Source organism: Halolamina sp. C58 (assembly GCF_051195095.1).
In the GTDB taxonomy this organism is placed as follows: Archaea; Halobacteriota; Halobacteria; order Halobacteriales; family Haloferacaceae; genus Halolamina.
Map to the genome: position 1 here is coordinate 506637 of NZ_JBNTJY010000001.1, position 23570 is coordinate 530206.

The 23570-nt window shown below is 67.8% G+C and carries 20 protein-coding genes, 1 tRNA gene and 1 pseudogene; 8 read left to right on the forward strand and 14 right to left on the reverse strand.

Annotated features, from left to right (window positions below):
* Positions 1-55: 55 nt before the first annotated feature.
* Complete coding sequence (locus ACQUSM_RS02675; RefSeq protein WP_435115468.1) at positions 56-3133, reverse strand: FAD-binding and (Fe-S)-binding domain-containing protein; 3078 nt, start codon at positions 3131-3133, stop codon at positions 56-58.
* Between the two features lie 120 nt (positions 3134-3253).
* Here ACQUSM_RS02675 and ACQUSM_RS02680 point away from each other — a divergent pair.
* From ACQUSM_RS02680 to ACQUSM_RS02690, 3 genes and pseudogenes are all read left to right on the forward strand, one after another.
* Positions 3254-3436 (forward strand): annotated as a pseudogene (locus ACQUSM_RS02680) (HVO_2922 family protein); the annotation flags it as partial.
* Between the two features lie 44 nt (positions 3437-3480).
* The gene (locus ACQUSM_RS02685; protein WP_435115470.1) at positions 3481-3879 is read left to right on the forward strand and encodes an acyl-CoA thioesterase; all 399 of its coding nucleotides are present in this window, start codon (positions 3481-3483) and stop codon (positions 3877-3879) included.
* Between the two features lie 37 nt (positions 3880-3916).
* Positions 3917-4225, forward strand: coding sequence for a transcription initiation factor IIB family protein (locus ACQUSM_RS02690; protein WP_435115472.1), 309 nt, complete (start codon positions 3917-3919; stop codon positions 4223-4225).
* On the opposite strand, the gene ACQUSM_RS02695 is transcribed toward ACQUSM_RS02690, so the two are convergent.
* The 9 genes from ACQUSM_RS02695 to ACQUSM_RS02735 form a co-directional block, all read right to left on the reverse strand.
* The gene (locus ACQUSM_RS02695; protein WP_435115474.1) at positions 4226-4753 is read right to left on the reverse strand and encodes a phosphopantetheine adenylyltransferase; all 528 of its coding nucleotides are present in this window, start codon (positions 4751-4753) and stop codon (positions 4226-4228) included.
* Between the two features lie 36 nt (positions 4754-4789).
* Positions 4790-5326 carry a helix-turn-helix domain-containing protein gene (locus ACQUSM_RS02700; protein ID WP_435115476.1) on the reverse strand — a complete coding sequence of 179 codons (537 nt, stop codon included), beginning with the start codon at positions 5324-5326 and terminating at the stop codon, positions 4790-4792.
* 87 nt (positions 5327-5413) lie between these two features.
* The gene (locus ACQUSM_RS02705; protein ID WP_435115478.1) at positions 5414-6811 is read right to left on the reverse strand and encodes a DUF7289 family protein; all 1398 of its coding nucleotides are present in this window, start codon (positions 6809-6811) and stop codon (positions 5414-5416) included.
* Between the two features lie 82 nt (positions 6812-6893).
* The gene (locus ACQUSM_RS02710) at positions 6894-7427 is read right to left on the reverse strand and encodes a DUF7266 family protein (RefSeq protein WP_435115480.1); all 534 of its coding nucleotides are present in this window, start codon (positions 7425-7427) and stop codon (positions 6894-6896) included.
* Positions 7420-8373 (reverse strand): DUF7261 family protein, encoded by a 954-nt coding sequence (locus ACQUSM_RS02715; protein WP_435115482.1) that lies wholly within the window; start codon positions 8371-8373, stop codon positions 7420-7422. Before ACQUSM_RS02715 ends, ACQUSM_RS02710 begins: the two co-directional genes overlap by 8 nt.
* A complete protein-coding gene (locus ACQUSM_RS02720; RefSeq protein WP_435115484.1) occupies positions 8361-8975 on the reverse strand; it encodes a DUF7288 family protein in 615 nt (204 codons plus the stop codon). Before ACQUSM_RS02720 ends, ACQUSM_RS02715 begins: the two co-directional genes overlap by 13 nt.
* Positions 8972-9469, reverse strand: a complete 498-nt coding sequence (locus ACQUSM_RS02725) for a DUF7287 family protein (RefSeq protein ID WP_435115486.1) — start codon at positions 9467-9469, stop codon at positions 8972-8974. The genes ACQUSM_RS02720 and ACQUSM_RS02725 overlap by 4 nt, the downstream gene beginning before the upstream one ends.
* The gene (locus ACQUSM_RS02730; protein ID WP_435115488.1) at positions 9466-11496 is read right to left on the reverse strand and encodes a type II secretion system F family protein; all 2031 of its coding nucleotides are present in this window, start codon (positions 11494-11496) and stop codon (positions 9466-9468) included. Before ACQUSM_RS02730 ends, ACQUSM_RS02725 begins: the two co-directional genes overlap by 4 nt.
* Positions 11497-14874: an ATPase, T2SS/T4P/T4SS family gene (locus ACQUSM_RS02735; protein WP_435115490.1), complete on the reverse strand. Its 3378-nt coding sequence runs from the start codon at positions 14872-14874 to the stop codon at positions 11497-11499.
* Positions 14875-14981: 107 nt separating this feature from the next.
* Here ACQUSM_RS02735 and ACQUSM_RS02740 point away from each other — a divergent pair, with 107 nt between their 5' ends.
* Positions 14982-15572 carry an AsnC family transcriptional regulator gene (locus ACQUSM_RS02740; RefSeq protein WP_435115492.1) on the forward strand — a complete coding sequence of 197 codons (591 nt, stop codon included), beginning with the start codon at positions 14982-14984 and terminating at the stop codon, positions 15570-15572.
* A 610-nt stretch (positions 15573-16182) separates the two neighbouring features.
* Here ACQUSM_RS02740 and ACQUSM_RS02745 read toward each other — a convergent pair.
* The 3 genes from ACQUSM_RS02745 to ACQUSM_RS02755 all read right to left on the reverse strand — a co-directional run bounded on the left by ACQUSM_RS02745 (position 16183) and on the right by ACQUSM_RS02755 (position 19381).
* A complete protein-coding gene (locus ACQUSM_RS02745; protein ID WP_435115495.1) occupies positions 16183-18714 on the reverse strand; it encodes a heavy metal translocating P-type ATPase in 2532 nt (843 codons plus the stop codon).
* Positions 18715-18978: 264 nt separating this feature from the next.
* A tRNA-Arg gene (locus tag ACQUSM_RS02750) sits at positions 18979-19051 on the reverse strand.
* A gap of 45 nt (positions 19052-19096) precedes the next feature.
* On the reverse strand, positions 19097-19381 hold the full coding sequence (locus tag ACQUSM_RS02755) for a Sec-independent protein translocase subunit TatA/TatB (protein ID WP_435115497.1): 285 nt from the start codon (positions 19379-19381) through the stop codon (positions 19097-19099).
* Between the two features lie 86 nt (positions 19382-19467).
* Between ACQUSM_RS02755 and ACQUSM_RS02760 the strand changes: the two genes are divergently transcribed.
* The 3 genes from ACQUSM_RS02760 to ACQUSM_RS02770 all read left to right on the forward strand — a co-directional run bounded on the left by ACQUSM_RS02760 (position 19468) and on the right by ACQUSM_RS02770 (position 22272).
* Positions 19468-19968, forward strand: coding sequence for a redoxin domain-containing protein (locus tag ACQUSM_RS02760; protein WP_435115499.1), 501 nt, complete (start codon positions 19468-19470; stop codon positions 19966-19968).
* 43 nt (positions 19969-20011) lie between these two features.
* Positions 20012-20812, forward strand: coding sequence for an HD domain-containing protein (locus ACQUSM_RS02765; RefSeq protein ID WP_435115501.1), 801 nt, complete (start codon positions 20012-20014; stop codon positions 20810-20812).
* A gap of 95 nt (positions 20813-20907) precedes the next feature.
* A complete protein-coding gene (locus ACQUSM_RS02770) occupies positions 20908-22272 on the forward strand; it encodes an MFS transporter (RefSeq protein WP_435115503.1) in 1365 nt (454 codons plus the stop codon).
* A 54-nt stretch (positions 22273-22326) separates the two neighbouring features.
* On the opposite strand, the gene ACQUSM_RS02775 is transcribed toward ACQUSM_RS02770, so the two are convergent.
* Positions 22327-22830, reverse strand: a complete 504-nt coding sequence (locus ACQUSM_RS02775; RefSeq protein ID WP_435115505.1) for a DUF5797 family protein — start codon at positions 22828-22830, stop codon at positions 22327-22329.
* Between the two features lie 100 nt (positions 22831-22930).
* Here ACQUSM_RS02775 and ACQUSM_RS02780 point away from each other — a divergent pair, with 100 nt between their 5' ends.
* Positions 22931-23566, forward strand: coding sequence for a uracil-DNA glycosylase family protein (locus ACQUSM_RS02780; protein WP_435115507.1), 636 nt, complete (start codon positions 22931-22933; stop codon positions 23564-23566).
* Positions 23567-23570 lie beyond the last annotated feature (4 nt).

The window sequence follows — 23570 nt, forward strand, 5'->3', positions numbered from 1 at the left end:
CGCAGTGGTCAGGTCACGGGGAGCGTGGTCCCGTTCTCGTACTTGAACGTCGGGGTCAGAGAGCGTCGACAGCCGCCGCGAGCTCCTCGATCGGGTGGGGCGGCTCCGAATCGGCGGCCGGCCGGTCGCCGAGCTGCGTTCGACAGGACGCCCCCGGCGCGACGACCTCGTTGCCGTCGGCGTCGTCGACCTGATCGAACAGGATCCGGCCGATCGCCTTGCTCATCGAGAGGTGTTCGGCCTCGTAGCCGAAGCTCCCGGCCATCCCACAGCAGGTGGAGTCCAGCGGGTCGACCTCGAAGCCGGCACGTCGGAGGACGCCGACCGCGTGGTGATCCTTCTTGCTCGCTTTCTGGTGACAGTGGCCGTGGTAGACCAGCGACCCCTCGCCCGCCGCGTCGAAGCCGTCGTCGAGCCGGAACGCGTCGAGGTACTCGAAGACGCCGTAGGTCGCGTTCGAGACGGCCTCCACGCCGTCGCCGGCCAGCAGATCGTGGTAGTCCGACTGGAGCATCACCGCGTCGGACGGTTCGACGACCACCACGTCCCAGCCTTCCTTGACACGGGGCGCGAGCGCGTCGACGTTCTCGCGGGCGCGGTTCCGGGCTTCATCGACGAACCCTTTCGAGAGCGGCGGTCGGCCGCTGGATCCCGCCTCCGCGGCCAGTTCGACGTGGACCCCCGCGGCTTCGAGCACCCGGACCGCCGCTTTCCCCTGTTCGGGGGCGTTGTAGTTCGTGTGGGTGTCCGGGAGGATCAGCGCTTTCCGCTCGGCCTCGCTTTCGGGGACGGCCGGCTCGCGATCGGCCATCCAGTCGGCGAAGCTCTCGCGGTGGAACGTCGGCAGGCTCCGATCGGCCGCGATGCCGAGAGTCTTCTCCATCGCCCAGCGGGCGCCCGGGAGCGTCGCGGCGGCGTTCGACAGCGGCGCGAGCCGGCTGCCGATCTGCGAGAGCGTGTCGACGTTGGCGAACAGCCTCTCGCGTAGGCCGGCACCCTCGCGCTCGTGGCGGGCGTGTTCGATTTCGGTCTTCATCTTCGCCATGTCCACCTCGCTCGGGCAGTCCTTCGCACAGCCCTTACAGCCGATACAGAGGTCGAGCACCTCGTCCTCGAACTCCTCGGTGAAGATCTCCTCCTCGGGGAGCTCGCCGCTCATCGCTTGCCGGAGCAGGTTCGCCCGCCCGCGGGTGGCCTGAATCTCCTCGTCGGCCGCGCGGTAGGTCGGACACATCACGCCGCCGGTGGTCTCCTGCCCGCCGCGACAGCCGCCACAGCCGTGACAGAGCTCCGCCATCCCCTGAAAGCCGTTGTCGTTCTCCCAGCGGAGATCGGGGTCGAAGCCGGCGTCGAACTCGTACTCGGGGTCGAACCGGAGGTTCTCGGTCATCTCGGCGGCGTCGGCGCGCTCGGGCAGCGAGTCGGGCCGGCGCTCGTCGGCGGCGTAGCCACAGACCTGTCCCGGGTTCAGTAGCCAGTCGGGGTCGAACGCCGACTTGAGGTCGCGGAACGCCTCCCAGAGCTCCTGCCCGTACAGTTTCCGGTTCCACAGCGTACGGGCGCGGCCGTCGCCGTGTTCGCCGGAGACGCTGCCGCCGAGGTCGACCACGATGTCGCTGACGGCGTCGGCGATGGACGCGAGCGCGTCGACGCCCACCTCGCTTTTCGTGTTCAGCAGCGGCCGGACGTGGAGCACCCCCGGACCGGCGTGTGCGTAGAAGCAGGCGAACGTGTCGTGCTCCTCGAGCACCTGCTGGAAGCGACGGGTGTACTCGGGGAGCTTCTCCGGCGGGACCGCGCAGTCCTCGATGAACGAGACGTGCTTCTCGTCGCTCGTCCGCGAGAGCAGGATCGGCAGCCCCGCCTTCCGCATCTTCCAGAAGCGATCGCGCGTGGCCTCGTCGTGGGCCTCCATCGCGGCGTGGGCGCGGACCGGGGCGCCCGCCGACGGCGGATCGTCGCTGGGGTCGCCCACGCTGTCAGTCTCCGGCCGACGGTCGGCGAGCAGGTCGGCCACCTTCCGCCGCCCGTCGTCGTCGCTCTCGGCGTAGAACTCCACGAGCAGCGCCGAGTCCGTTCCGTCGGGCAGCATCCCCACCACGTCCGCGAACTCCTGTGTGTCCCGCGCGAGGTCGAGCAGCGTGTCGTCCATCACCTCGACCGCCGCGGGGTCGTGTTCGAGCACGGGGGTCACGTCCTCCATCGCCGAGAGCAGGTCGTCGTACGCCAGCAGCGCGACGGCTTTCGTCTCCGGTATCGGTTCGAGCGAGACCGTCGCTTCGGTGACGATCGCGAGCGTCCCCTCGCTGCCCGCGAGCAGGCGCGCGAGGTTGACCGTCGCGTCCTCGTCTACCTCGCCGTCTACCGTCGCTTCGTCGACCAGCACGTCGAGGTTGTACCCCGAGACGTTCCGCTTGAGTTCGGGGTAGCGCTCGCGCACTTCGCCGGCGTGGTCGTCGAGCACGTCGACGACGCCCGCGGCGATGCGAGCCTCGATATCGCCGTCCGGATCCGCGCGGTCGCGCAGGTCGCCGACGCGCTCCGCGCCGAACTCGGTGACGGTCCCGTCGGCGAGGACGACCTCGCAGGACTCGACGTACGCGTCGGTCTTGCCGTACTTCAGCGAGTGCGAGCCGGTGGAGTTGTTGCCGATCGCGCCGCCGAGGGCGGACTTGTCCCGCCACGCCGGGTCGGGCGCGAACTTCAGCCCGTGCGGTTCACAGGCGGCGTTGAGTTCGGCGACGATCGCGCCGGGCTCGGCGGTCGCGGTCGCCGCCTCGGGGTCGATCTCGCCGATCCCATCCATCTCGGCGGTGAAGTCGAGCACGACCGCCTCGTTGACGGTCTGGCCGGCGAGGCTGGTGCCGCCGCCGCGGGGGAGGACCGGAATCCCGCGTTCGCTACAGTACTCGACGACGGCGGCCACGTCCGCGGCCGACTCGGGGAACACGACCCCGATCGGCGTGACCTCGTACGCCGAGGCGTCGGTCGCGTAGAGCTGTCGGGAGTAGCTGTCGAAGCGCACGTCGCCGTCGACGAGCGACGCCAGATCGTCGACCAACCCCGGTCGGGCCACCTCGCCGCCGTGGTAGTCGAAGTCGCCGTCCGCCGCCGGGTCCGGATCCGCTGCCATGGGACGGTGTTACGCGAGTATCGGGAAAAGTACACCCCCTCCGGTGGACGTTGCGGGTGGTGGAGGAGGGGGGCCGGAAAAGGTTTCACGCACGCGAGTAATTACCAACCGATGTCCGAATCGAAAGCCACGTTCGAGCTGTACGAGGACGACGCCGGACAGTACCGCTGGCGGCTCCGCCACGACAACGGCAACATCGTCGCCGACAGCGGCGAGGGGTACGCGAGCAAGCAGAAAGCCCGACAGGGGATCGAGAGCGTGAAGAACAACGCCGCCGGCGCCGACGTCGAGGTCCAGGACTGAGCCCGGATCGGTGCCCCTTTTTCGCTGCCACGCGAGGTCGGCGTATGAGCTACGAGACCACCGTCGGCGTGCGCTTCCGTGACATCGACGCGATGGGGCACGTCAACAACGCGGTGTACGCCAGCTACGCCGAGCAGGCTCGGGTCGACTACTTCGCGGACGTGCTCGACACCGATCTCTCGGCGGTCTCCTCGGTGCTCGCCCGGATCGAGATCGACTACCACCGACCGATCGAACTCGACGACGGCCCCGTCACCGTCGCGGTCGACGTGCCCCGCCTCGGCGAGTCCAGCCTCCCGATGACCTACGAGATCAGCGACGGCGACGGGAACCTCGCGGCGAGCGTCGAGAGCGTGCAGGTTGCGTACGACCGCGACGCCGAGGAGTCCGTCCCGATCCCCGAGGCGTGGCGCGAGGCGATCGAGTCCTACCACGACCTCTAGGCCGACGGTTTATCGGGCCGGACCGCGATGGACGACTGTGTACAGCGCTCGCGATCGCGTCGAACAGGAGGAGTGGCTCGCGGAGATGGACCGCGCGGCCGACAGCCTCGAACTCGGTGCCGACGCCAAGTCGACCGCCGAGGACCTGTTCCTGAGCAACGTCCCCGAGAGCGAGCGCTCCAAGCCCGCGGTCGCGGCCGCCGCGCTCTACGCGGCCACGCTGCTGTCCGGCGAGGAACGCGCACAGACCGCAGTCGCCGACGCGATGGACGTGTCGCGGCTCTCGGTCCAGCAGCGCTGGAAACCGCTGCTGGAGGAAGCAGGCTTTCGTCCGCCGACGTGGTAGCTACTCGGCGTCGCAGGTAGACGCCGACTCGACGCCGTCGGGCGGGAACTTCCCGCGCCCCTCCCGTTCGGGCGTAAGGTTGCCGTGACGGTCGATCTCGCCGCTGACGATCCGCGTCGAGGAGATGCGGTCGCCGTCCGCCGCGGTGACGTGGTCGACGACCTCGATCTCGAGCGGGTCGTGCCCCCGCTGTTCGCGGATCTCGTTGATGCGTTCGCCGCCCTCCTGAGTCTCCGGCGAGACGATCAGGACGTCGAACTGCGGTTCGGTCGCGATGCCGGTCGGCTCCTCCAGCTTCCGGATCTCGAACTCACGGTCGTACTCCTCCGCCAGCGGTTCGAGTTCGGCTTCGAGATCGGCTTTGCGCTCCGACCAGGGACGGACGTACCGATCGACGTGGCGTGTCTCCGGGGCGAGATCGTCCGACGTGAGGCCGACGGTCAGATCGCCGAGTTCGAACGCTCGGCGGAACAGCTCCCGGTGACCGTCGTGAACGGGGTCGAACGTCCCCCCGATGGCGACCTGCATACCACGGGGATCGGTCCGCCGACGGTTAAAGCGCAGTCATTCGCTCTCGGCGGTGTCGGCCGCGTCGCTCGCGTCCGCGTCGCTCGCGTCGTCGTTCTCGGCTCCTCCGTCGGCGTCGCTGACCGAGATCGTCACCGGGCCGCCGTCGTCGCCCGTCTCGCCGCGATCGAGCCGCTCGTCGAGGTTGAACACGGCGTTGAGCTGGTTCTGGACCTGCCCGACCGCCTCGGAGACGAGCTCGCTGGGCGAGATCGCGTCGTACTCGTAGGGGTTGTTGCCGGCGCCCTCGCTCTCGCGTTTCCCGCGGGAGACGGTCCCTTCCTCGTGGAGTTCGGCGAGCGCCTCGCGGACGGTGCTCGGGTAGAGCCCGGTCCCCTCGGCGACCTCCTCGCTGGTGCTGGCGGGGTGCTGTCGCAGGTAGACGTAGATCCGTGCACGCGTCTCGGTGTCGAGCAGCCACGCCAGCAGGTCGACGACGCCCTGATCGAACTCGCCGATCGCCTTGTCGGCACCCTCCTCGAGGCGTTCCCGTGCCGAACTGACGTCCTCGTCGGTCTCTGAGTCCTGGGGCATGTGTGTTCACTCGAAGGTCAGAACTCTGCGCTCAAAAACGTTTGCCGCGCCACGCCGGAACTGACCAGCCGCTGGGTCGCGGGGGAGCTACTCCAACTCGACTTCGATCTCGTTTTCGGTCACGTGGAGGTACGCGATGTACTTCCGCCCGTCCGTCTCGTAGTCGAGAACGCCGGTGGAGCCCGTCTCGTCGAGCTGTGAGCCCGAACTCTTCAGGTCGGCGTTGACGGTGAACTCGTCGCCGAGCAGCGCGACGTAGTGGTTCGAGAGCTGATCGATCGTGGTCGAGTCACCGGGCTCGAACGTCTTCGGCTCGTTGGGGGCGTCGTCGTGGCTGAACGTGACGTTCTCGCTCCCCTGGTACTCGAGGCGCTGGTCCGACGTGAAGTCCAGCACGAGCTTCCCCTCGTCGCCGTCGCAGTCCAGCCTGATCGGGCCGCTCGATCCGGTGACGCTCGAGTTCTGCCACTCGTGAGTCACGGAGCTGTTCTCGTAGGTAACGCCCACCGACAGCGGGCCGCCGCCCTGCTTGCAGCCTTTCGAGGTCGCGACCGTGTACGTGACCCTCCCCGAGTCCGACGTAACCGTGAACTCCACTTCCTGGTTGTTGAACGAGTTCCCGTTCCCCTCCGTCACCAGCGTCACGTTGAAATCCGAGAGCGTGTGCCCCGGCGCCTTCCCGCGGGCGGTCAGCCCGTCCTCCGCATCCACCTGCAGCCACTCGAACTGGCCGACGGTGTCGGGGGTGATCAGCTCGACGGTGGCGGTCTGGTTGTCGTCGACGACGGTCACGTTGCCGCTGGTCCGGGTCCGGAAGAACTCGGCCCAGCCCTCGTAGAAGCGGCTCCGGACGGTGACGGTGACGTTCCCGGCGGTGATCGGGTTGTCGTACGCCGTCCCGTCGTCGTACGACGCGGAGCTGTTGGGGAACACCCGCCGGGAGTCGTCGGCCTGCGTGACGACCGCGGTCGTCCGCCCCGACGCCTGCCCCTCGGTGGTCACCCGGATCGCGGGCAGCGTGAGCGTCGCGCGGCGGTAGTTGAACTCCGGCGGCGAGCGCATCACGCTCCCGTTGCCGCGGCGCTCCCAGACGCCGCCGCCCTGATAGGCAATCTCCGTGTCGCCGTTCCGGTAGCTCACCGAGCCCAGCGAGGCGTTGTAGATCGTCTCCTCGCTGTTGTTACCGGTGGCGTTGTGGTGGACGACCCGGATCCAGCCCGAGTCGTTCTCCGTGACGAACTGCCCGTCGCCGGAGGGACCGAGATCGACGCGCTGGGAGCTGCTCTCGCCGAGTGCGACGATCGCGGCTTTGGAGTCGAACTGCGTGAGCGCGTGGCCGGCCTGTGAGGTCGTCGCCGTCCGCTCGGCGTCGACGAACGCCTGCGAGCCGATGCCGACGACGGCGCCGGTGCCGATGATGGTGATGCCGAGCAGCAACACCACCCCGACGACGCTCGAAACCCCACGGTCGGTATCCGATCCCATCACTGTCGAGTACAGCCTCCACGGTAATAGGTGCACCCCTCCGAGAACGGCCGATCACCCGCCCCAGCCCGTTCGCGAGCGCTCACGGCGACTCACCACCCTCGGAGACGACGAGCTCGGGGGTGCCGTCCCCGTCCCCGTCGGTGAAGGCGATCTCGACCGACTCGCCGGGGACCGTGCGGTTCGCGACCGGGTGTTCGGTCCGGAAGCTGACGTTCCTACTCACGTCGACGTTCTCCGCGGTGGCGACGATCGTCGCCCGTGCGGGCTGGTCGTCGGGAGTCGGGTGGTTCACGACTTCGAGCGAGTACCCCCCGCCCGAGCCCACGTCGGCGGGCAGCCAGACGTTCACGCGGACGGTCCCGTTGTGCATCGTCCCGGCGAGCCGGTCGGCGTCCTCGAAGCCGCTGGCGAGCTGTTGGCCGGTCACGGTCAGCTCGTCGGTGACGACCGCCCGCTGCTGGTTCTCGACCAGCGTCCCGCCGGCGGTCAACAGCCCCGCGATCAGGATCGCCGTGATCGAGAGCGTGAGCGTGTAGCCGAGCGCCGTCGAGACGCCGCGGCGGTCCGCGGCGATCGAGGCGTCTGGCTCCGGCGCCGGGGCGTCCTCACGCATCGGGCTCACCCGGCGCGACCCGGAAATCCGACTGGTAGTAGACGTTCGACGTCCGGTACGCCACCCGGAGCTCGGCGCTGTACAGCGTCCGGGTGGCCGTCGGCTCGCCGGCAACGTCGGCGCCGGTTTCGAGGTGGTCCAGCGGCCGGTCGACCACGACAGCGTAGGTGCCGACGACCTGCGCGTTTCCGTCGTCGTCGAGCGCGTCCACGTAGCTGATCGTGTACTCCCCGGAGAGGTTCCCGAAGAAGCGCAGTTCGGGGCAGTCTTCGCCGTCGATCGTGCCGCCCGTGAGGTCGATCACTGCTCGGTCGTCGGCACCGGGCGCGACCGTACAGCTGTCGACGCTGCCGTCGGGCGCTTCGACGCTGACAGACACGTTGTCAGAGCCACCTTGGTGGAGGTAGGCGGCCCACTCGTCGGTACTGTCGTTGAACGTCACCCGGAAGGAGTCGTTGGCAACGGGCGTGTCCGTCGACGCGAGCGAGTCCTGCGTGACGTTCAGGCGGAACGCCCGGGCTCGGCTATCGTTCGCGACCGTCCAGTTCTCCGCGTTGCTGTCGCTCGTGAAGTTCCGGTCGGTGGACTGGGCGATTCGGGTTCCGCGTACCGTGTCGCGTAGTTCCAGGCTCGCATCGGCCAGCGACACCACCGCGTGGGTGCCGGCGCTCCGGCTCCACTCACCGACGGTGTCGGTGAAGTTATCGCGGAGCTCCGCGTACGTGGCGCTCCCGCCGCCGTCGATGCCGCCGATAGTCGTCCGGGCCATCGCCGTCGCCTCGTTCTCGTACTCGATCGCCTCACCCGCCCCCGGACCGGCGTCGCGGGTGGCGACGTTCCCGGTGTAGATGGCGGCGTTGAGCAGCACCGCCAGCGTCACGAAGATGACCGCGAGCACGAGCGCGCCGACGAGCATCAGCTGGCCACGGTCGTCTACATCCGCCATACGACCACCTCCACCTCCAGAACGTTGTACACCGGGCCGTCCGGGTCGACGTTGTACCCCAGATACGTGCTGTTCGACATCGACGTGTTCTCGAGCGTCGTGGTCGTCGGTTCGGTCCGTTCGGTCGTCTCGTTGATGCGGTGGAGCACGTCGTCGTCGTACACAGTGAACGAGCGCGTGGCTGTCGAGGCGTGATCCGAGGGGGTCCCCAGATCGACCAGCAGTTCGGAGTCACGACTCCCCGGTCCCGTGAGGTAGAACACCTTCACGTTGAACGCGATGTTCCGCTCCCGGAGCGTCCGGTCCAGCGCGTTCCCGAACGCCGTCGGCGGCCCGCCGCCGTGGAACCCGCCCGGCTCGGCGCCGTCGAAGTGGCCGTCCTCGTTCCAGCTGAGCAGCGTCGGGACGACCGAGCCCGTCTCGGCTTCGGCCGCCAGTATCCCCTCCGCGAGCTTGGCCTGTTGGTTCTCGATGTGTTGGCTGGACGTGCTGCCGGTGAGGGGGGTGACCGCCGTGACCTGCAGCGCGAACACGATGCTGGCCAGCAGCAACATCCCCGCGGTGATCGCCTCCAGCGCGCGGGCCTGTCCGCGATCGCTCACCACGCACGCACCTCCAGCCAGTAGTTCTCCCCGTCGATCGAGACGACCCGCCGCGCGGTGGTGACCGAGACGCTGCTCGGCGCGTCGGGCCCCGCCTGGTGTGTCCCGAGCGCCGCGGTGTCGGTCGTGTTCTCGATCCGGACCTGAAGCGATTGCCCGGAGTCGAGGCCGAACATCCCCTGCAGCGTGGTCGCGTTCGTGTCGAACCGGCAGTCGCTCGGCGCGGAGCCCCCACCGTCTAACTGCTCGAAGAACGCGACCGTGCAGTCGCGGTCGAGCACGTACGGCTCGTCGGGCGCCCCCAACCGTTCCGTCGCCAGCGAGGTAGCGGTCCGGTCGGCCACCTGCGTGTCGCCGGCGCCGAGAAACGGCGAGAACATCCCCGGGATCGTGGCGACGACGAACGTGACTGCCACGAGGAAGATCCCGACGCCGATGGCGTAGTCCAGCACGGTCTGGCCCCGTCGGTCGGCACCGAACTGCGGGCGGCTCATACGACCACCACCCAGACCGCCAGCGCCAGCGTCTGCAGGATCACGACGAACTTCACCCCCGAGATGATCTGCGCGTCGCGGATGTACCCGGAGATGAACCCCGAGAGCACCGCCTGCAGCGTCACCGCGTGGAAGAACAGCAGCGAGAGCAGCTGGGTGTCGATGCTGGCGCCGAAGCTCAGCCCGCCGGCACCGGCCGCCTCGCCGCCGCCGCTCCCGCCCAGCCCCGCCATCGTGTCGAGGAACTGCGTCTTCAGGATCGCCATCACCGCCAGCAGCGTGAGATACGTCATCAGGATGATCGCGACCTGCATCCGGGTGCGGGACTTGCGCTCGCGCTCGATGTCGTCCTGGTTCTCGGAGGACTGCGCCGCGGTCGACAGCACGTCGGTGATCTGGCTGGAGGCCTCCTGTGCCTCGGAGATCAGCTTGATCGTCCGGGCCAGCCGCGGGATGTGGTACTTGTTGTTGAACTCGACCATCGCCTCCCGCAGGCTCATCCCGTAGTTCACCTTCGCGTACATCACCTCGAACTCGTCGGCCAGTTTCCCGGTCGACGTGTCCGAGACCGTCTCGATCGACTCGAGCAGCGTCTGCCCCGTGTCGTTGGCCGAGGAGAGCTTCCGGAGGTTCTCCGAGAGCTTCCCGGTAATCGACCGCCGGGTGAGCCCGTTCCACTCGTAGAACACCGCCAGCGGGAGGAGCACCATGTACGAGGGGACGTAGTACCACGCGAACGTCCCCCAGATCGGGTTCGAGATCATCCCGTCCCACGCCGTCGGCATCGCGCCGTTGACGAACAGCACGGCCAGCACCGCCACCGCCGTCGGCAGCGTCAGCGCCAGCGTGAACAGGGGGTTGTCCCGGAAGAAGATGTGCGGCGCCGACAGCAGCTGTTTCGTCTTGTAGTTCCCCTCGCGGGACTTGATGCGGTTGAACACGCTGAACCGCCCCGTGAACGCCTCGATCAGGCCGAGGTGGATCAGCCCCTCCTGCTGGCTGGCCTCGAGCCGCTCGCTCCCGTTCCGCGGCGAGAGGTAGCCGTCGCCGGGCTCGTCCTGTTTCACCGTCGAGATCATCACGAGGAAGCCGACCCCCGTCAGCGGGATCAGCGCGTAGACGGTGCCGTAGATGAGCATCTCGCGGCCGCTGCCCATCATGCTCATCACGACGAGGATGATGATCAGCAGGAGCGGGAACAGCGACAGCGTCATGTACATCTCGCCGAACAGCTCCAGCGTCTCCAGCGTGGTCTCCTGCTCCTGCTTGGCGGTCCGCATGTGTTTCTCCTTCTTGTCGTAGAGGAACTGCTCCATGTCCCCCCCGGAGTTGATGATGGAGAGCATGTCCGTCAGGAACTGCGAGAGCTCGTCGCTGGGGGTCTCCATCGACTGCTTGCGCACCGCGTTCCGGTAGTCGGTGCCGAAGTACTCCGTCTCGTTGACGATGCTCTGGAACTCCTTGGCGACCTCGCCGTACGTGTCGTCGGCCTCGGCCATCGACTCGAGGATCTCCAGTTGGTTCAGCCCCCCGACCGACAGCGCGTACATGTAGGAGACCGAGTCCGAGAGCAGCATGTTGATCTCCCGTTTCCGCCCCGAGGCACGGGAGTAGGGGATCGCCGCCAGCGTACCGAACCCCATCAGGAACCCGACGCTCCCGAACACCAGCCCCGAGAGCAGGATCGCCACGGGCACCGTCGCTGCCTTGAGCATCGCCGCGGTTTCGGCGCTGCCGACGGGGATACCGAGGCTGAGCGACTCGGGAGTCACCAGCCCGAACTCGAAGATCGCCCAGCCCAGCAGGCTGCCGAACGCCCAGAGCATGCCGCCGACCAGTACGCCGACCGCGAGCGCCCGGGAGAGGTAGAGTTCGACCGCCTGATTCATCCGGGCCTCGGTCAGCTTCTCCTCGACACTCCCGACGAAGTCGCCCTCCGTGTCGAACAGGAGGCGGTACAGCGGGTAGAACGCGTCCGCGAGCGTCCCCCAGTCGTCGTCACGGCCCTCGCCGAGTTCCAGGCTCATCTACCCCTCGCCCTCCTCGTCGTCGGACGACCCCCCGAACAGATCGTTCGGATCGTCCGCCTCGTCGTCGGACGGGCTCTGGAACAGATCCTCCAGGTCGTCCGCATCGTCGTCGGACGGTTCGAACGACGACTCCTCCGGTTCCGCGTCGTCGTCGGGCTGCTCGAACGGCGACTCTTCCGGTTCCGCGTCGTCCTCAGGCTGCTCGAACAGCGACTCTTCCGGTTCCGCGTCCGTATTGGACGAGCCGAACAGCGACTCCTCCGACTCCCGGCCGTCGGCTGACGAATCGAACTCCGACTCCTCCGGCTCCGGGCGGATCGTCAGGTCGCTCGGATCGTCCCAGTCGTCGGCCTCCCGGTCCCACTGTATCGCCGGCTCGTCGGGCTCCTCATCCTCGTCCCCGTGCTGGTCGTCCTCGGCCGGATCGCCGATCGATCCTGTCGCACCGGTCGCTGATTCGTCGCTCCCCTCGTCGATGTCTGTCTCGTCTTCGGGCTCTCGCTCGGCCCGTGTCGCATCGGTATCGTCGGAATCAGTTCCGGTGGTGTCCGGCGGTTCGTCGCCGATCGGTTCGTCGTCGCCGGGTTCCTCGTCGACCGTCCCGTCGTCGGTCGGCTCGTTGTCGGCCTGTTCGTCGTCGCCGGGTTCGAGCTCCGGCATCGAGTCGTCCGGTTCGCTCTCCTCGTCCACGTCGTCCAGCGCCGCCCGCCCGTCGGGCTCGTCGAGGTCGACGCCCTCTTCGGCCCCGGGGAGCTCGCCGGCGGCGTCGGGCGTCGCCTCGACGTTGCCCTGTGGCTGGCTGTCGACCAGCGCGTCGGCGACGGCGTCGGGGTTCTCGCCGTGGTACTTCTCGAACAGTCGCTCCTCGGCCTCCTCGAGGATCGCCGCGGTCTCCTCGAAGATCTCGTCGTTGGGGTCGGGACGGGGGACCATCTCCTCCTTCTCGGGGTCGATGTCGATCAGCACGGACTCCATCTCCCGGAGGTCCTCGAGCGAGGACTCGAGCTGGTCGTTGGCCATCAGCGAGAGGATCGTCTCGGGGTCGTTGATGAACGCCTGGAACGTCGCCGCCACCTGCGTGTACGTGTTGAGCCCCTCGTGGATCAGGTAGGCCAGCACCGTCTGCCGCTTGAAGATCTCGTCGTCGAGGCGATCGCGGTCCCACCCGCGGTCGAACATGATCTCCTCCAACGTGTTGGAGTCGCCCATCTTCAGGAACTCGTCCGTCTCGGCCTGCCACTGGTAGACGTCCTGGACGTTGATCTCGTCGTTCTCGGCGTCGTAGTGGTTGATCTCCGTGAGCGACTTGTTCCGGCGCACCTTCTGGCCCTTGACACGGGTGGAGGTCTGGATCGAGACGAGGTCCAGCGCCGTGAACATCGTCTTCGAGACGTTGATCGGCTCGGTGGTGAACCGCTTCAGCACCTCGCCGACGTTGTCGGCGTGGAACGTCGTGTACGTGGTGTGACCCGTGGACATGACCTGGAACAGCGTCCGCCCCTCCTCCCCGCGGATCTCGCCCATCACGATGTAGTCGGGGCGCTGGCGGAGCGCGGCCTCCAGCAGGTCGAACTCGTCCACGTCGCCCTTGTCGTCGTCGGAGAACGAGGGGCGCGTGACCGAGGCGATCCAGTTCCGCTGGGGTAGCTCGACCTCGCGGGTGTCCTCGATCGAGACGATCTTCGTGTTCGACGGGATGAACAGCGAGACGGCGTTCAGGCTGGTGGTCTTCCCGGAGGCGGTCCCGCCGGCGAAGATCAGCGACTTGTGGTTCTCGATACAGAGCCAGAGAAAGGCCATCTGGTCGAGGCTGAACGTCTGCCAGTTGATCAGGTCGACCGGCGTGAACGGCACGTCCTTGAACTGGCGGATCGTGTAGTTGGTCCCGTGGTCGGAGACTTCCTTCCCCAGCGTGAGCTGGGCACGGGAGCCGTCCGGGAGGGTGGCGTCGACCTGCGGCCGGCGCTTGGAGATCCCCTTCCCCGAGCGCTGGGCCAGCTTCACGACGAAGTCGTCGAGTTCGTCCTCGCCGTGGTAGACGTTGGTGATGATCTGCTCGTAGTCGGAGTGGTAGACGAAGACGGGGGAGTTGTAGCCGTCACACGAGATGTCCTCGACGTTGATGTCGTGTTTGATCCCGTCGATGCGCTCGTAGCCGATGAAGTCCCGTTCGAGGTAGTACAGTAGCTTCTCGACCTGGTACTCGTTGAGCGTGTCCTCGTCCTCCTCGAGCAGCACGGGCTCCGGTCGGACCTCGATCCCCTCCAGCTGCCTGATGCCCTCGATCGGTTCCTCGTACCCCAGCAGATCGACGATGCGGCCGGAGACGCCGCCGCTGGGGTCGAGGCCGAACGCGTCGGCGACGCGGTTGCCGAACCCACCGCGCTCGCCCGACTCGTCGGGCTCGTCGTAGAGGTCGTAGCGGTCGAGCAACTCCCGTGTCCGGCTCTCGATCACCGAGCGCCGGTGGTCCTCGTCGCCCGCGGTGCCGCCCTCGTCCTCGTACTTGATCGACGCCCGCAGCTTGTCGGTCAGGTAGTCGCTGAGCTCGTCCTCGATCTGAGTGAGGTGGGGCTCGACGACGTAGTACTTGATCTCGTTCTCCTTCGTGGAGTGGAAGATCACCACGTAGGAGTAGGGCTTGTTCACCCAGTAGCGGTCCCGCTCCCGGAAGTGCCCTTTCTTCGCCAGCGGGACGGTCTTCTCCAGATCGTAGCGGTTGGCGACGGTCGTCCGCCCCTGCGTGTCCGAGAAGAAGGCGTCCTCGTCGATCTCCTCGTCCACGTCGACCGTTCGCTCGTCGATCAGTTCCTTGAGCTCCTCGCCAGCCCGCTCGCAGTCGGCCATCGTCCGGTCGATGGTTTCGGCGGGGAAGCCCAGCGCCGTACTGGGGTCGAACTCGACTGGTTCGCCGTCGCTGTCGGTCGGTACCTCCCCCTCCTCGTCGTAGAAGTACTCGCGCTTGTAGTCCTCCCAGCCGTAGATATCCTTGATGACCGGCGTCTCGTCGTAGCCGATCAGTTCCGAGTAGTCGGTGATGTCCCCCGCGACCCGGGCGGCGGCGCCGATCCGGGCCTCGATCTCCCACGGCGGGAACCCCAGATACTCGCTGGGGTCCACGTCGGTCCGCTCCCAGTCCTCGGGCGTGAGCGTGCGGTCCTCCTCGCCCCAGCGCTCGCTGCCCGGCGCTTCGTCGAACCGCCGGTAGAGCGCTCTCGCCGCCTCGCTCTCACCGTGTTCGCGAAGGAAATCGTCCCACGTGTACGAGCCGACGACGGCGTCCGGAGCCGTCCCGGTCCCCTCCCCGGGTTCGACCCCGTCGTCCACGTCGCCATCGAGTGGACTCGGGGTCGAGTCCCCCTCGTCGGTAGCCATTGACTAGTTGGACAACAAACTCCGTACGCAAAAACTCTCGGCCGGGAGTATCAACACGGAGAACGGAGACGACGAAGCTCTTTGGTCCCGGCCCCTCTAGCCCGCCCATGCGCGACCTCGACGAGACCGACCTCCGGATCATCGAACTGCTGGCCGAGGACGCCCGCCGGCCGTACAGCGAGATCGGCGACGACGTGGGGCTCTCGGGGCCGGCAGTCTCCGACCGCGTCCAGCGGCTGCGGGACTCGGGCGTGCTGCAGCGGTTCACGGTCGACGTTGACCGCTCGCAGCTCCGGGCCGGCGTGCCCGTGTTCGTCCGGCTCGTCGTCGACGACGGACTGGCCGAGCTCCGGGAGCGCGTCTCGGCGGCGAGCGCGGTCGAGCACCTGTTCGTCACTGCCGACGAGGAGCTGCTGTTCTCCGCCCGCGCCGAGGCCGACGGCGTGCGCGACTGGCTGGCCGATCTGGTCGGCGACGCCGACGTGCGCGAGCGCGAGGTGCGGGTCGTCGACGACATGGAGTGGAGCCCCGCGCTGACCGGCGTCGAGTTCGCGCTGACGTGTGACGAGTGTGGCAACACCGTCGACAGCGAGGGTGAGATCGAACGGCTCGGCGGCGACGTGTACCACTTCTGCTGTTCCTCCTGCCGGTCGCGGTTCGTGGAGCGCTACGAGCGGATGGAGGAAGGGGCGGGATGATTGGCTTGTCGTGATTCGGTCGGGGAATTGTGGGTGTTGTACGTCGAAGTCACCGTGAACAGCGACAGCAGCTCGATCGCTGGCCACTTGCGACCGCACCGTCTCGCACAGCCCACACCGCTCGCGGCTCACTTTGTTCGCCGCTCGCTATCGAGGCGGTTTCCCGCTCCCGTTGGTCGCGTTTTCCCGCCTCGCTCCCTCCCCAGCCGACTCGTTCGGGCTCCGGCAGAGCAAGCTCTGCCGTGCCCTCGTTCGCTTCGCTCACGAGGACTCCGCCCTCACTCGTCCCTCGCGCTGGTCGCGCCCACGAGGGGCGCTCCTGCTTCGCGCCGACAGCGACAGCGGTGCGGTCGCGGTGGACGCCTCGCGAGCGCCAATTACGGCGCTCGCGGGGGGAGGGGTGGGGAATCGGCGCCGTGCCGTCGACGAGAGCCGCAGGCTCTCGTCTGCCAATCAGAAATCTCCGATTTCTGATGACGAACCTCGTGCTCGGCGCCCTGCGGTCACAAGTGGTCAGCGAACGAGATGCCGTTGCTGTTGCCGTCTCAGTTGCCAACGACCGAGGCGCGATACTCACACACGGATACGTCCCGAAACCCGGACAACCCGCCTACTCCCCGAAATCCTCGGGCTGAATACGGGAGAGTCGCATCGCGTTCCCCGTCACGCCCAGCGTCATCCCGGCGTCGCCGATCAGCACCGCGGCCCAGATCGGCACCAGTCCGAACGGGACCGCCAGCGCCAGCCCCGCCTTCACCGCGAGACTGGTCCAGATGTTCTGCCGGATCACGCCGTTCGCATCGTGGGAGAGCTCGTAGAGGTACGGCAGCCGCGAGAGGTCGTCGCCCATCAGCGCGATGTCGGCGGTCTCGATCGCGGTGTCCGTCCCGGCCGCGCCCATCGCGACGCCGACGGTCGCCGTCGCGAGCGCGGGGGCGTCGTTGATGCCGTCGCCGACCATCGCGACGCCGTCGTACGCCTCGTCGAGTTCTCGGACCGCGTCGACCTTGTCCTCGGGAAGCAGTTCGGCGCGGTACTCGTCGACGCCCACTCGCTCGGCGATCGCACGCGCGGTCCGCTCGTTGTCCCCCGTCAGCATCACGACGTGCTCGACGCCGAGGTCGTGCAGGCGGGCGACCGCGCGCTCTGCCGCCGGGCGCACGTCGTCCGCGACGGCGATCACGCCCTCGATCTCCTCGTCGGTCCCGACGAGCACGACCGTCTTCCCCTCCGACTGCAGGTCGGGGACGACCGTCTCCAGCAGGTCCACACAGTCGTTGCGCTCACAGAGCTGCTGGCTCTTCTTGGTCACCAGCCCGCCGTCGGTCGCCGCGTGGACGTGGTTCAGATCGAACCCTAACTCCTCGAACAGCCCCGGCTTCCCCGCGTAGTGGGTCCGGCCGTCGAGCTCCGCCCGGACACCCTTCCCGGTGATGCTCTCGAACGCCGAGACGCGCCGGTCGTCGACGCCGCGGTCCTCGGCGCGTTCGACGATCGCTTCAGCGATGGGGTGTTCCGACCGGGATTCGAGCCCCTTCGCACACCGCAGCACGTCCGCTTCGGTGTGCTCCCCCAGCGGGACCACGTCGGTGACGCGGAGTTCGCCGACGGTGAGCGTCCCCGTCTTGTCGAGGGCGACGGCGTCGACCGCGCCCATCGCTTCGAGGTGGTTCCCGCCCTTGATCAGCACGCCGTTTTTCGCGCCGCTGGTGATCCCCGAGACCACCGAGACGGGCGTGGAGATGACGAACGCGCAGGGACACGCGAGCACCAGCAGCGTCAGCCCGTAGACGATCGCCTGCGTGGTCGAGACGCCGAGCAGCGAGGGTGAGGCCAGCGTCACCAGCACCGCGAACACGACCACGACCGGCGTGTAGTAGCCCGCGAAGCGCTCGACGAACTGCTCGCGCTCGGTCTTGTTCGACTGGGCGTCCTCCACCATCTCGATGATCCGGGAGAGCGTGTTGTCCCCGGCCGCCGAGGTGACCTGCACCTCCAGATACCCCTGTTCGTTGACGGTCCCGGCGTACACCTCGTCGCCGGGCGTCTTGTCGACGGGCACGCTCTCGCCGGTGATCGGCGCCTGATTCACCGCGCTCTCGCCGTCGATCACCTCGCCGTCGAGGGGGATCTTCTCGCCCGGCTTCACGACGACCACGTCGCCGACGTGGACCTCGTCGACCGGGACGGTCACCGTCTCCCCGTCGCGACGGACCGCCGCCTCGTCGGGCGAGAGATCCATCAACTCCTGCAGGGAGTTCCGCGCCTTGTCCATCGAGTAGCGTTCCAGCAGTTCGGCGACGCTGAACAGGAACGCCAGCGTCGCGGCCTCCATGTACAGCGCCTCGCCGAAGCCGAGGCTGACGGCGACGGCGCCGCCGATCGCGAGGCTCATCAGCAGGTCGATGTCGAGGTTGCGGTTCCGTAGCGAGTAGTAGCCGCCGCGGACGATCTCCTGCCCGCCGACGGCGACGGCGGCGAGGAACAGGGCGTCGGCGACCGCCAGCGTCACCCCGCCGGCGGCGAGGAGTTCGGCGTTCAGCCCCGTGAGCACGAACTCCAGCAGCAGGCCGAGCGCGGTGAAGACGCCGCTGATCCACGTCTTGATCGCCCGACGGCTCCGCCAGACGGTTTCGGTCTCGGCGACGGCCCGCTCGCCGCCCTCGGCCGTCGACTCCGTTACCTCGTAGCCGGCGTTCTCGATCGCCTCGGTGATCGCCTCGGCGGCGATCTGTTCTCGGTCGAACGTGACGGTGATCTTCCCCGTCGTCGGCTGGGTCTGGTAGGCGGTGACGCCGTCGACGGCGTCGACCGCGTTCTCGACCTTGCCGGCACAGGAGGCACAGTCCATCTCGGGGGCGGTGAACGTCTCGGTCGCTTCGCCGACCTCGGACGCGACCGCGTAGCCCGCCTGCTCGATTCGGTCGGCCACGTCCGCGGGGCTCGCCCCCGCTGGGTCGTAGTTCACGGTGACCGTCCCGGTGGTGATCTGCGGGTCGACACCCTCGACGGCGTCGAGTTCGCGAACGCTGCTCTCGACTTTCCCAGCACAGGACGGGCAGTCCATCTCCGGGACCTCGAGTTGGAGGGACTCCCCGTCGTCGGGCGGCTCCCGCGGATCGTCTGGTTCGTCGCCGGTCATACCCGAGCGTAGTCGCCCATCGGTTAATAATCCCGCTGCTAAATAGCCGGGGAAGTATGCGCTACTTTGGTAAGAACTGCGGGCTGACTTATTAACGTTCGAGGCACGGTGTGGCGGCTGCGGTGGCGACCCGGCTCCGACCGTGGCTGGCGTCGACTCCCGGCAGTGATCGTAGAGGATCCGGCTCGGTCGCTCCCGTTCGCCCACCTCCCTGCTTCGGTATCCCACTATGCCGCTTCGCTCGTCACTTCGCTCCTCGCTGTACGGGCGTGGTGGGATTCGAACCCACGATCGAGGAGTTAGGAACCCCTCGCCTTGTCCGCTAGGCCACACGCCCTACTGGCCGCTACCGGCCCAGGGGGCAAAAGAACCCGCTTCGGCGTTAGTTACTGGACGTCTCTGTCTCGGTGGCGGTCTCCTCCTCGTCCTCGGTGTCCGAGGATGTCGAGGAGGTCACGTCGTCCTCCGTCTCCGGTCCTTCCTTCATCTCTTCGAGCTCCTGGTTCAGCTCCTGTCGGCCTTTCTGGAACTCACCCATCGCCTGCCCGGTCGACCGAGCCAGCTTCGGGATCTTGTTCGCGCCGAACAGGAGCACGAGCACGAGGAGGATGATGACGAGCTCAGGGCCCCCGGGGATCGGTACTTGAAGCGGCGCAGTCTGGAACATCTCTATGCGGATGTACCCCACTCCCGACTATAGGCCTTTTGGAAATCGGGGGGAGCGCTTTTCCCGACGAGGGCGTACGGTGGGTCATGGACGACACCAGTTCGCCGGCGGTCGGTGCCGACGCGCCGGGGTTCACTGCGCCCGTCGCCGACGGCGACGGCATCACGCCCCGATCGCTCGACGAGTATCTCGACGGCACACCGACCGTGCTGGCCTTCTTCCCCGCCGCGTTCTCCGGCACCTGCACCGCGGAGTTCTGTACGTTCCGGGACCGCCTCGGCCCGCTAGCCAGCGACGCGGCGACGGCCCTCGGCGTGAGCACCGACCTCCCGTGGGCGCTCGCGGAGTTCCGCGCGGCGGAGTCGCTCCCGTTCCCGCTGGTCGCCGACAACGACGGCGCGATCTGTGCCGACTACGGTGTCCGGACGCGCTACGAACGCCTCGGCATCGACGGCGTCGCCCGCCGATCGGTGTTCGTTCTCGACGCCGACGGCGTCGTCACGTACCGTTGGCTGGCCGACGACCCCGGGAACGAGCCCGACTACGAGGCGGTCGAGGCGGCGATCCGGGACGCCGCCGAGGGCTGACAACCCGACGACCTTTTTCGCTCGGCTCCGTGAGACCGAACGTATGGCCACCGACACCGCCGATCACCAGTACGATCCGCAGGAGGAGCACGCCTTCCCCGACGAGCGACTCAACGAGGTGCTCCCGGCGCTGATCGAGGACCCCGAGGTCGTCGCCTACCTCGAAGCGCAAAACGTCAACGCGGTCACGCGGAAGGGGTACAACGACCACGGGAGCAAGCACATCGAGATCGTTCGGAACCGCGCGCTCCGGCTGTACGACCTGTTGAAGGCCGGCGGCGTGGCGTTCAACGGCGCCAGCGAGCAGGGGCTCGACGAGGCCGACGAGCCGGTGATCGTCGCGCTCGCGGCGACGCTGCACGACGTGGGTCACGTCGTCCACCGCGACGAGCACGCCTACTACTCCATCCCGCTGGCAGCGGACCTCCTCGACCGCTTCCTCGACCGGTTCTACGAGACGCCCGAGAAGGTGCGCGTGAAGGCGGAGGTGCTCCACGCGATCCTCTGTCACCACACCGAGGAGACGCCGCTGACGCGTGAGGCGGGCGTGATCCGTGTCGCCGACGCGCTCGACATGGAGCGGGGGCGCTCGCGAATCCCCTACGAGGAGGGCGGTCGGGGGATCAACACCCTCTCCAGTCAGGCGATCCGGGAAGTGACCCTCCAGCCGGGCAACGGGACGCCGGTGCTCGTCGAGATCGAGATGATCAACGCCGCTGGCGTCTACCAGGTCGACAATCTCCTCAAGGAGAAGCTGCGGGACTCGATGCTCGAGGAGGACGTCCGCATCGTCGCCATCAACACGAAAGGCGACGACGACCTGGTCGAGCGGATCGAACTGTAGGCGGCTCAGCCGCGAACGAGAAACGGCGCCGTCCCGGAAAAGGCTGCGGCGAAGGATTCCTTTATGCGTCGGTGTCGTGTTCGATCCGACGAAAAGTGGCTCGTTTCGGCAACTCCGTCGCGCTGCTCCGGAACCGGGAGTTCCTCTCGCTCGCCGGCACCGCCTTCGCCCGGAGTCAGGCGTACTCGACCATCATCATCGCGCTCGCGCTCTACGCCAACGCGTTCGACACCACCGGGTTCGTCGAGGGGCTCTGGGGGACCGCGTTCGCGTCGGTCCAGCTGCTGATCGTCCTCCCGCTGGGGCGGAAGGTCGACACCGGGAACGCCAAACACTGGCTGCTCGGTGGCCTGCTGATCAACGTCCTGGTGTTCGTGGGGTACATGTTCATCGGCGACCCCATCAACGCCGAGATCGTCGCCGCGCTCGAAACCGTCGGCGCCGGCGCCCTCTGGACGACCAACGGCTCGCTTCAGGTCGTCTTCGTCCGGATGCTTCAGGGGATCGGTGCCAGCATCCTCTGGATCACGGGCTCGACGGTCGTGGGGCAGATCTCCCCGGACGACGAGAGCGGGCGCTGGCTCGGCTCCTACAACCAAGTCGCGGCGTTCTCCTCGCTGGCGGGCGACCTGGTCGGTGGTCTGCTGCTCTCGATGTACGCCCCGCTCCAGTCGCGCGTGGTGTTCATCGTGCTCACGGCAGTCACGTTGGTCGCGTTCGTCCTCGTCTACTTCGAACTGCGTGACAACCCCGGTGGGGGTGTCGACGACCCCGAGGCGCAGTCGGGCATCGGGACGATCAAGAAACTGCTCAAGCTCCCGATGCTTCGCTCGCTGGTGCTGTTCCGACTCTCGTTCTCGGTGGGGAAGATGGCGGTGATCATCTTTCTCCCGATCCTCGCACGGACCGAGTTCGGGATCAACGCGTTCGCGATCGGCTGGATTCTGGCGGGCGGGAAGATCACCAAAGCGCTCCTTCAGGGGTACGTCGGCGACCTCACCGATCAGGTCGGCGACCGCGCGAAGTTCGTCGCCGCGGGCGCGCTCGTGTACGGTCTGGGGATCGCACTCATTCCGCTGTCGCTACCCGCCGAGGAGACGATGGGGCGGTTCTACCTCGGCTACTTCGGCCACGGGCAGGAGCTGGGTGGCGGTTTCCTCGTGCTGTTCGCCGCCTACGCGATCCTGGGAGTCGGCGACTCGATCCGGCTGCCCGCCAGTATGGCGCTGTTCGTCGAGGAGGGCGAGAAGTACGACTCGGTCGCGAGCGCGATGTCGCTGCGGTCGATCTCCTGGAAGATCGGGCAGACGGTCGGCCCGGTCGGCGTCGGCCTGATAAAGGACTTCGTCGGCACCGTCCAGGCGTTCCTCACGGCGTCGGTGTTCGTGCTGTTCGCGACGGGGGTGTTCTGGCTCACCCACACGATGTCTGGGGAGTCCGAGCCCGCGGTCGTCGACTAGGAAATCGACCCGCCGCGCGGAGCGGATCAGTCCCCTGTCCCTTCGCCGGGCAGGTCAGTTCTCGATCGTCTCGACGTCGAACGACGAGCGCTCGGCGGCGAGCCGGAACGTCGGCACCGTGCGGTACTCCACCTCGACGACGTTCTTCCGCCGGAGGCTCCCCAGCGCGTCCCGGACGTCCTCGACGTCGGGGTCGATATCGAACGTCTCCCGGAGTTTGCCGAGCACGCTCACGACGCTCTCGGAGCGCTCCTCGGGGCCCGCGAGCACGTCGAGCACCTGTGCGTGGAGTTCGGGAACCCTGATCCGCTCGGGGATCCCGCCCTCCTCCTCGGGGGGAACGCTGGGCTCCACGTCGACGAGGTCGACGCCCTCGGCGGTCGCCCGGATCAGGCTGTCGTCGTCGCGGTAGTAGTAGTCGCTCAGCTCCGATTCGAGATACTGGTGGACGTCGCTCCCCGACTCCATCCCCCAGCGGTCCTGTAGCTCCTTGTTCTTGGTCGGCTGGAGGGTCACGATGTCGGCGAGGCGCTCTCTGGCCTCGTCGCTCAGACTCATCGGCCGTGGCTGGGGCGCGGGGGCGTATGGCTATTCCGGTCCCGGCGGGGCGCCGGCCGGAACCGCGCCAGCTAAGCCCGCCAGCCCACTACGGAGGGGCGTGCGAAACGTCACCGACCGGGTGTCCAACCCCTTCGGGATGGAGCCGCCCTGTGACCGATTCGTCCCCGGCTACGGCGACGCCAACGCCGACTTCCACGTTATCGGTGACCACCCCGGCGTCCACGGCGGCACCGACACGGGTGTCCCGTTCACCGGCACGCCGGCGGCCGAACGCCTCCAAGGCGCCCTCCGTGAAGCGGGACTGTTCTACACTGTCGGCGACGAACCCGAGGTCGACCGAACGTTCCTCTCGTATCTCCACATGTGCGTCCCGGCCGACGACGCCACGCCGACCGACGCCGAGTACACGGAGATGGAGCGGTACTTCGACGCCGAACTCCGCGCGATCGCGGCCCACGTCCTGCTGCCGGTCGGCGAACGCGCGACCCGCCACGTCGTCGAGACGTTCACCGCCCGCGCCCACCGGACCGAGATCGAGATGGACCGCCTCCACGGGCAGGAGATCTTGGGCAGCGGCTGGCTCGTCCTCCCGATCGAGGATCCGACCGATTGGGACGGAGACGAAGCCGAACGGCTCGTCGACGCGTTGCTGGAGCTCCAGTCGACCGATTACCGCCGGGAGACTGATCTCGGTCGGTTCCTCCCCGGCGGGGAGAGCTACCACGTCCGGTAGCGCG

What these genes read in the sequence shown, in the direction of transcription:
- ACQUSM_RS02760 (WP_435115499.1), top strand. Translation starts at nt 19,468, where the DNA reads ATGGACGACACCAGTTCGCCGGCGGTCGGTGCCGACGCGCCGGGGTTC.
- ACQUSM_RS02685 (WP_435115470.1), top strand. Translation starts at nt 3,481, where the DNA reads ATGAGCTACGAGACCACCGTCGGCGTGCGCTTCCGTGACATCGACGCG.
- ACQUSM_RS02715 (WP_435115482.1), bottom strand. Translation starts at nt 8,373, where the DNA reads ATGGCGGATGTAGACGACCGTGGCCAGCTGATGCTCGTCGGCGCGCTC.
- ACQUSM_RS02725 (WP_435115486.1), bottom strand. Translation starts at nt 9,469, where the DNA reads ATGAGCCGCCCGCAGTTCGGTGCCGACCGACGGGGCCAGACCGTGCTG.
- ACQUSM_RS02765 (WP_435115501.1), top strand. Translation starts at nt 20,012, where the DNA reads ATGGCCACCGACACCGCCGATCACCAGTACGATCCGCAGGAGGAGCAC.
- ACQUSM_RS02730 (WP_435115488.1), bottom strand. Translation starts at nt 11,496, where the DNA reads ATGAGCCTGGAACTCGGCGAGGGCCGTGACGACGACTGGGGGACGCTC.
- ACQUSM_RS02695 (WP_435115474.1), bottom strand. Translation starts at nt 4,753, where the DNA reads ATGCAGGTCGCCATCGGGGGGACGTTCGACCCCGTTCACGACGGTCAC.
- ACQUSM_RS02700 (WP_435115476.1), bottom strand. Translation starts at nt 5,326, where the DNA reads ATGCCCCAGGACTCAGAGACCGACGAGGACGTCAGTTCGGCACGGGAA.
- ACQUSM_RS02745 (WP_435115495.1), bottom strand. Translation starts at nt 18,714, where the DNA reads ATGACCGGCGACGAACCAGACGATCCGCGGGAGCCGCCCGACGACGGG.
- ACQUSM_RS02775 (WP_435115505.1), bottom strand. Translation starts at nt 22,830, where the DNA reads ATGAGTCTGAGCGACGAGGCCAGAGAGCGCCTCGCCGACATCGTGACC.
- ACQUSM_RS02675 (WP_435115468.1), bottom strand. Translation starts at nt 3,133, where the DNA reads ATGGCAGCGGATCCGGACCCGGCGGCGGACGGCGACTTCGACTACCAC.
- ACQUSM_RS02755 (WP_435115497.1), bottom strand. Translation starts at nt 19,381, where the DNA reads ATGTTCCAGACTGCGCCGCTTCAAGTACCGATCCCCGGGGGCCCTGAG.
- ACQUSM_RS02740 (WP_435115492.1), top strand. Translation starts at nt 14,982, where the DNA reads ATGCGCGACCTCGACGAGACCGACCTCCGGATCATCGAACTGCTGGCC.
- ACQUSM_RS02705 (WP_435115478.1), bottom strand. Translation starts at nt 6,811, where the DNA reads ATGGGATCGGATACCGACCGTGGGGTTTCGAGCGTCGTCGGGGTGGTG.
- ACQUSM_RS02735 (WP_435115490.1), bottom strand. Translation starts at nt 14,874, where the DNA reads ATGGCTACCGACGAGGGGGACTCGACCCCGAGTCCACTCGATGGCGAC.
- ACQUSM_RS02710 (WP_435115480.1), bottom strand. Translation starts at nt 7,427, where the DNA reads ATGCGTGAGGACGCCCCGGCGCCGGAGCCAGACGCCTCGATCGCCGCG.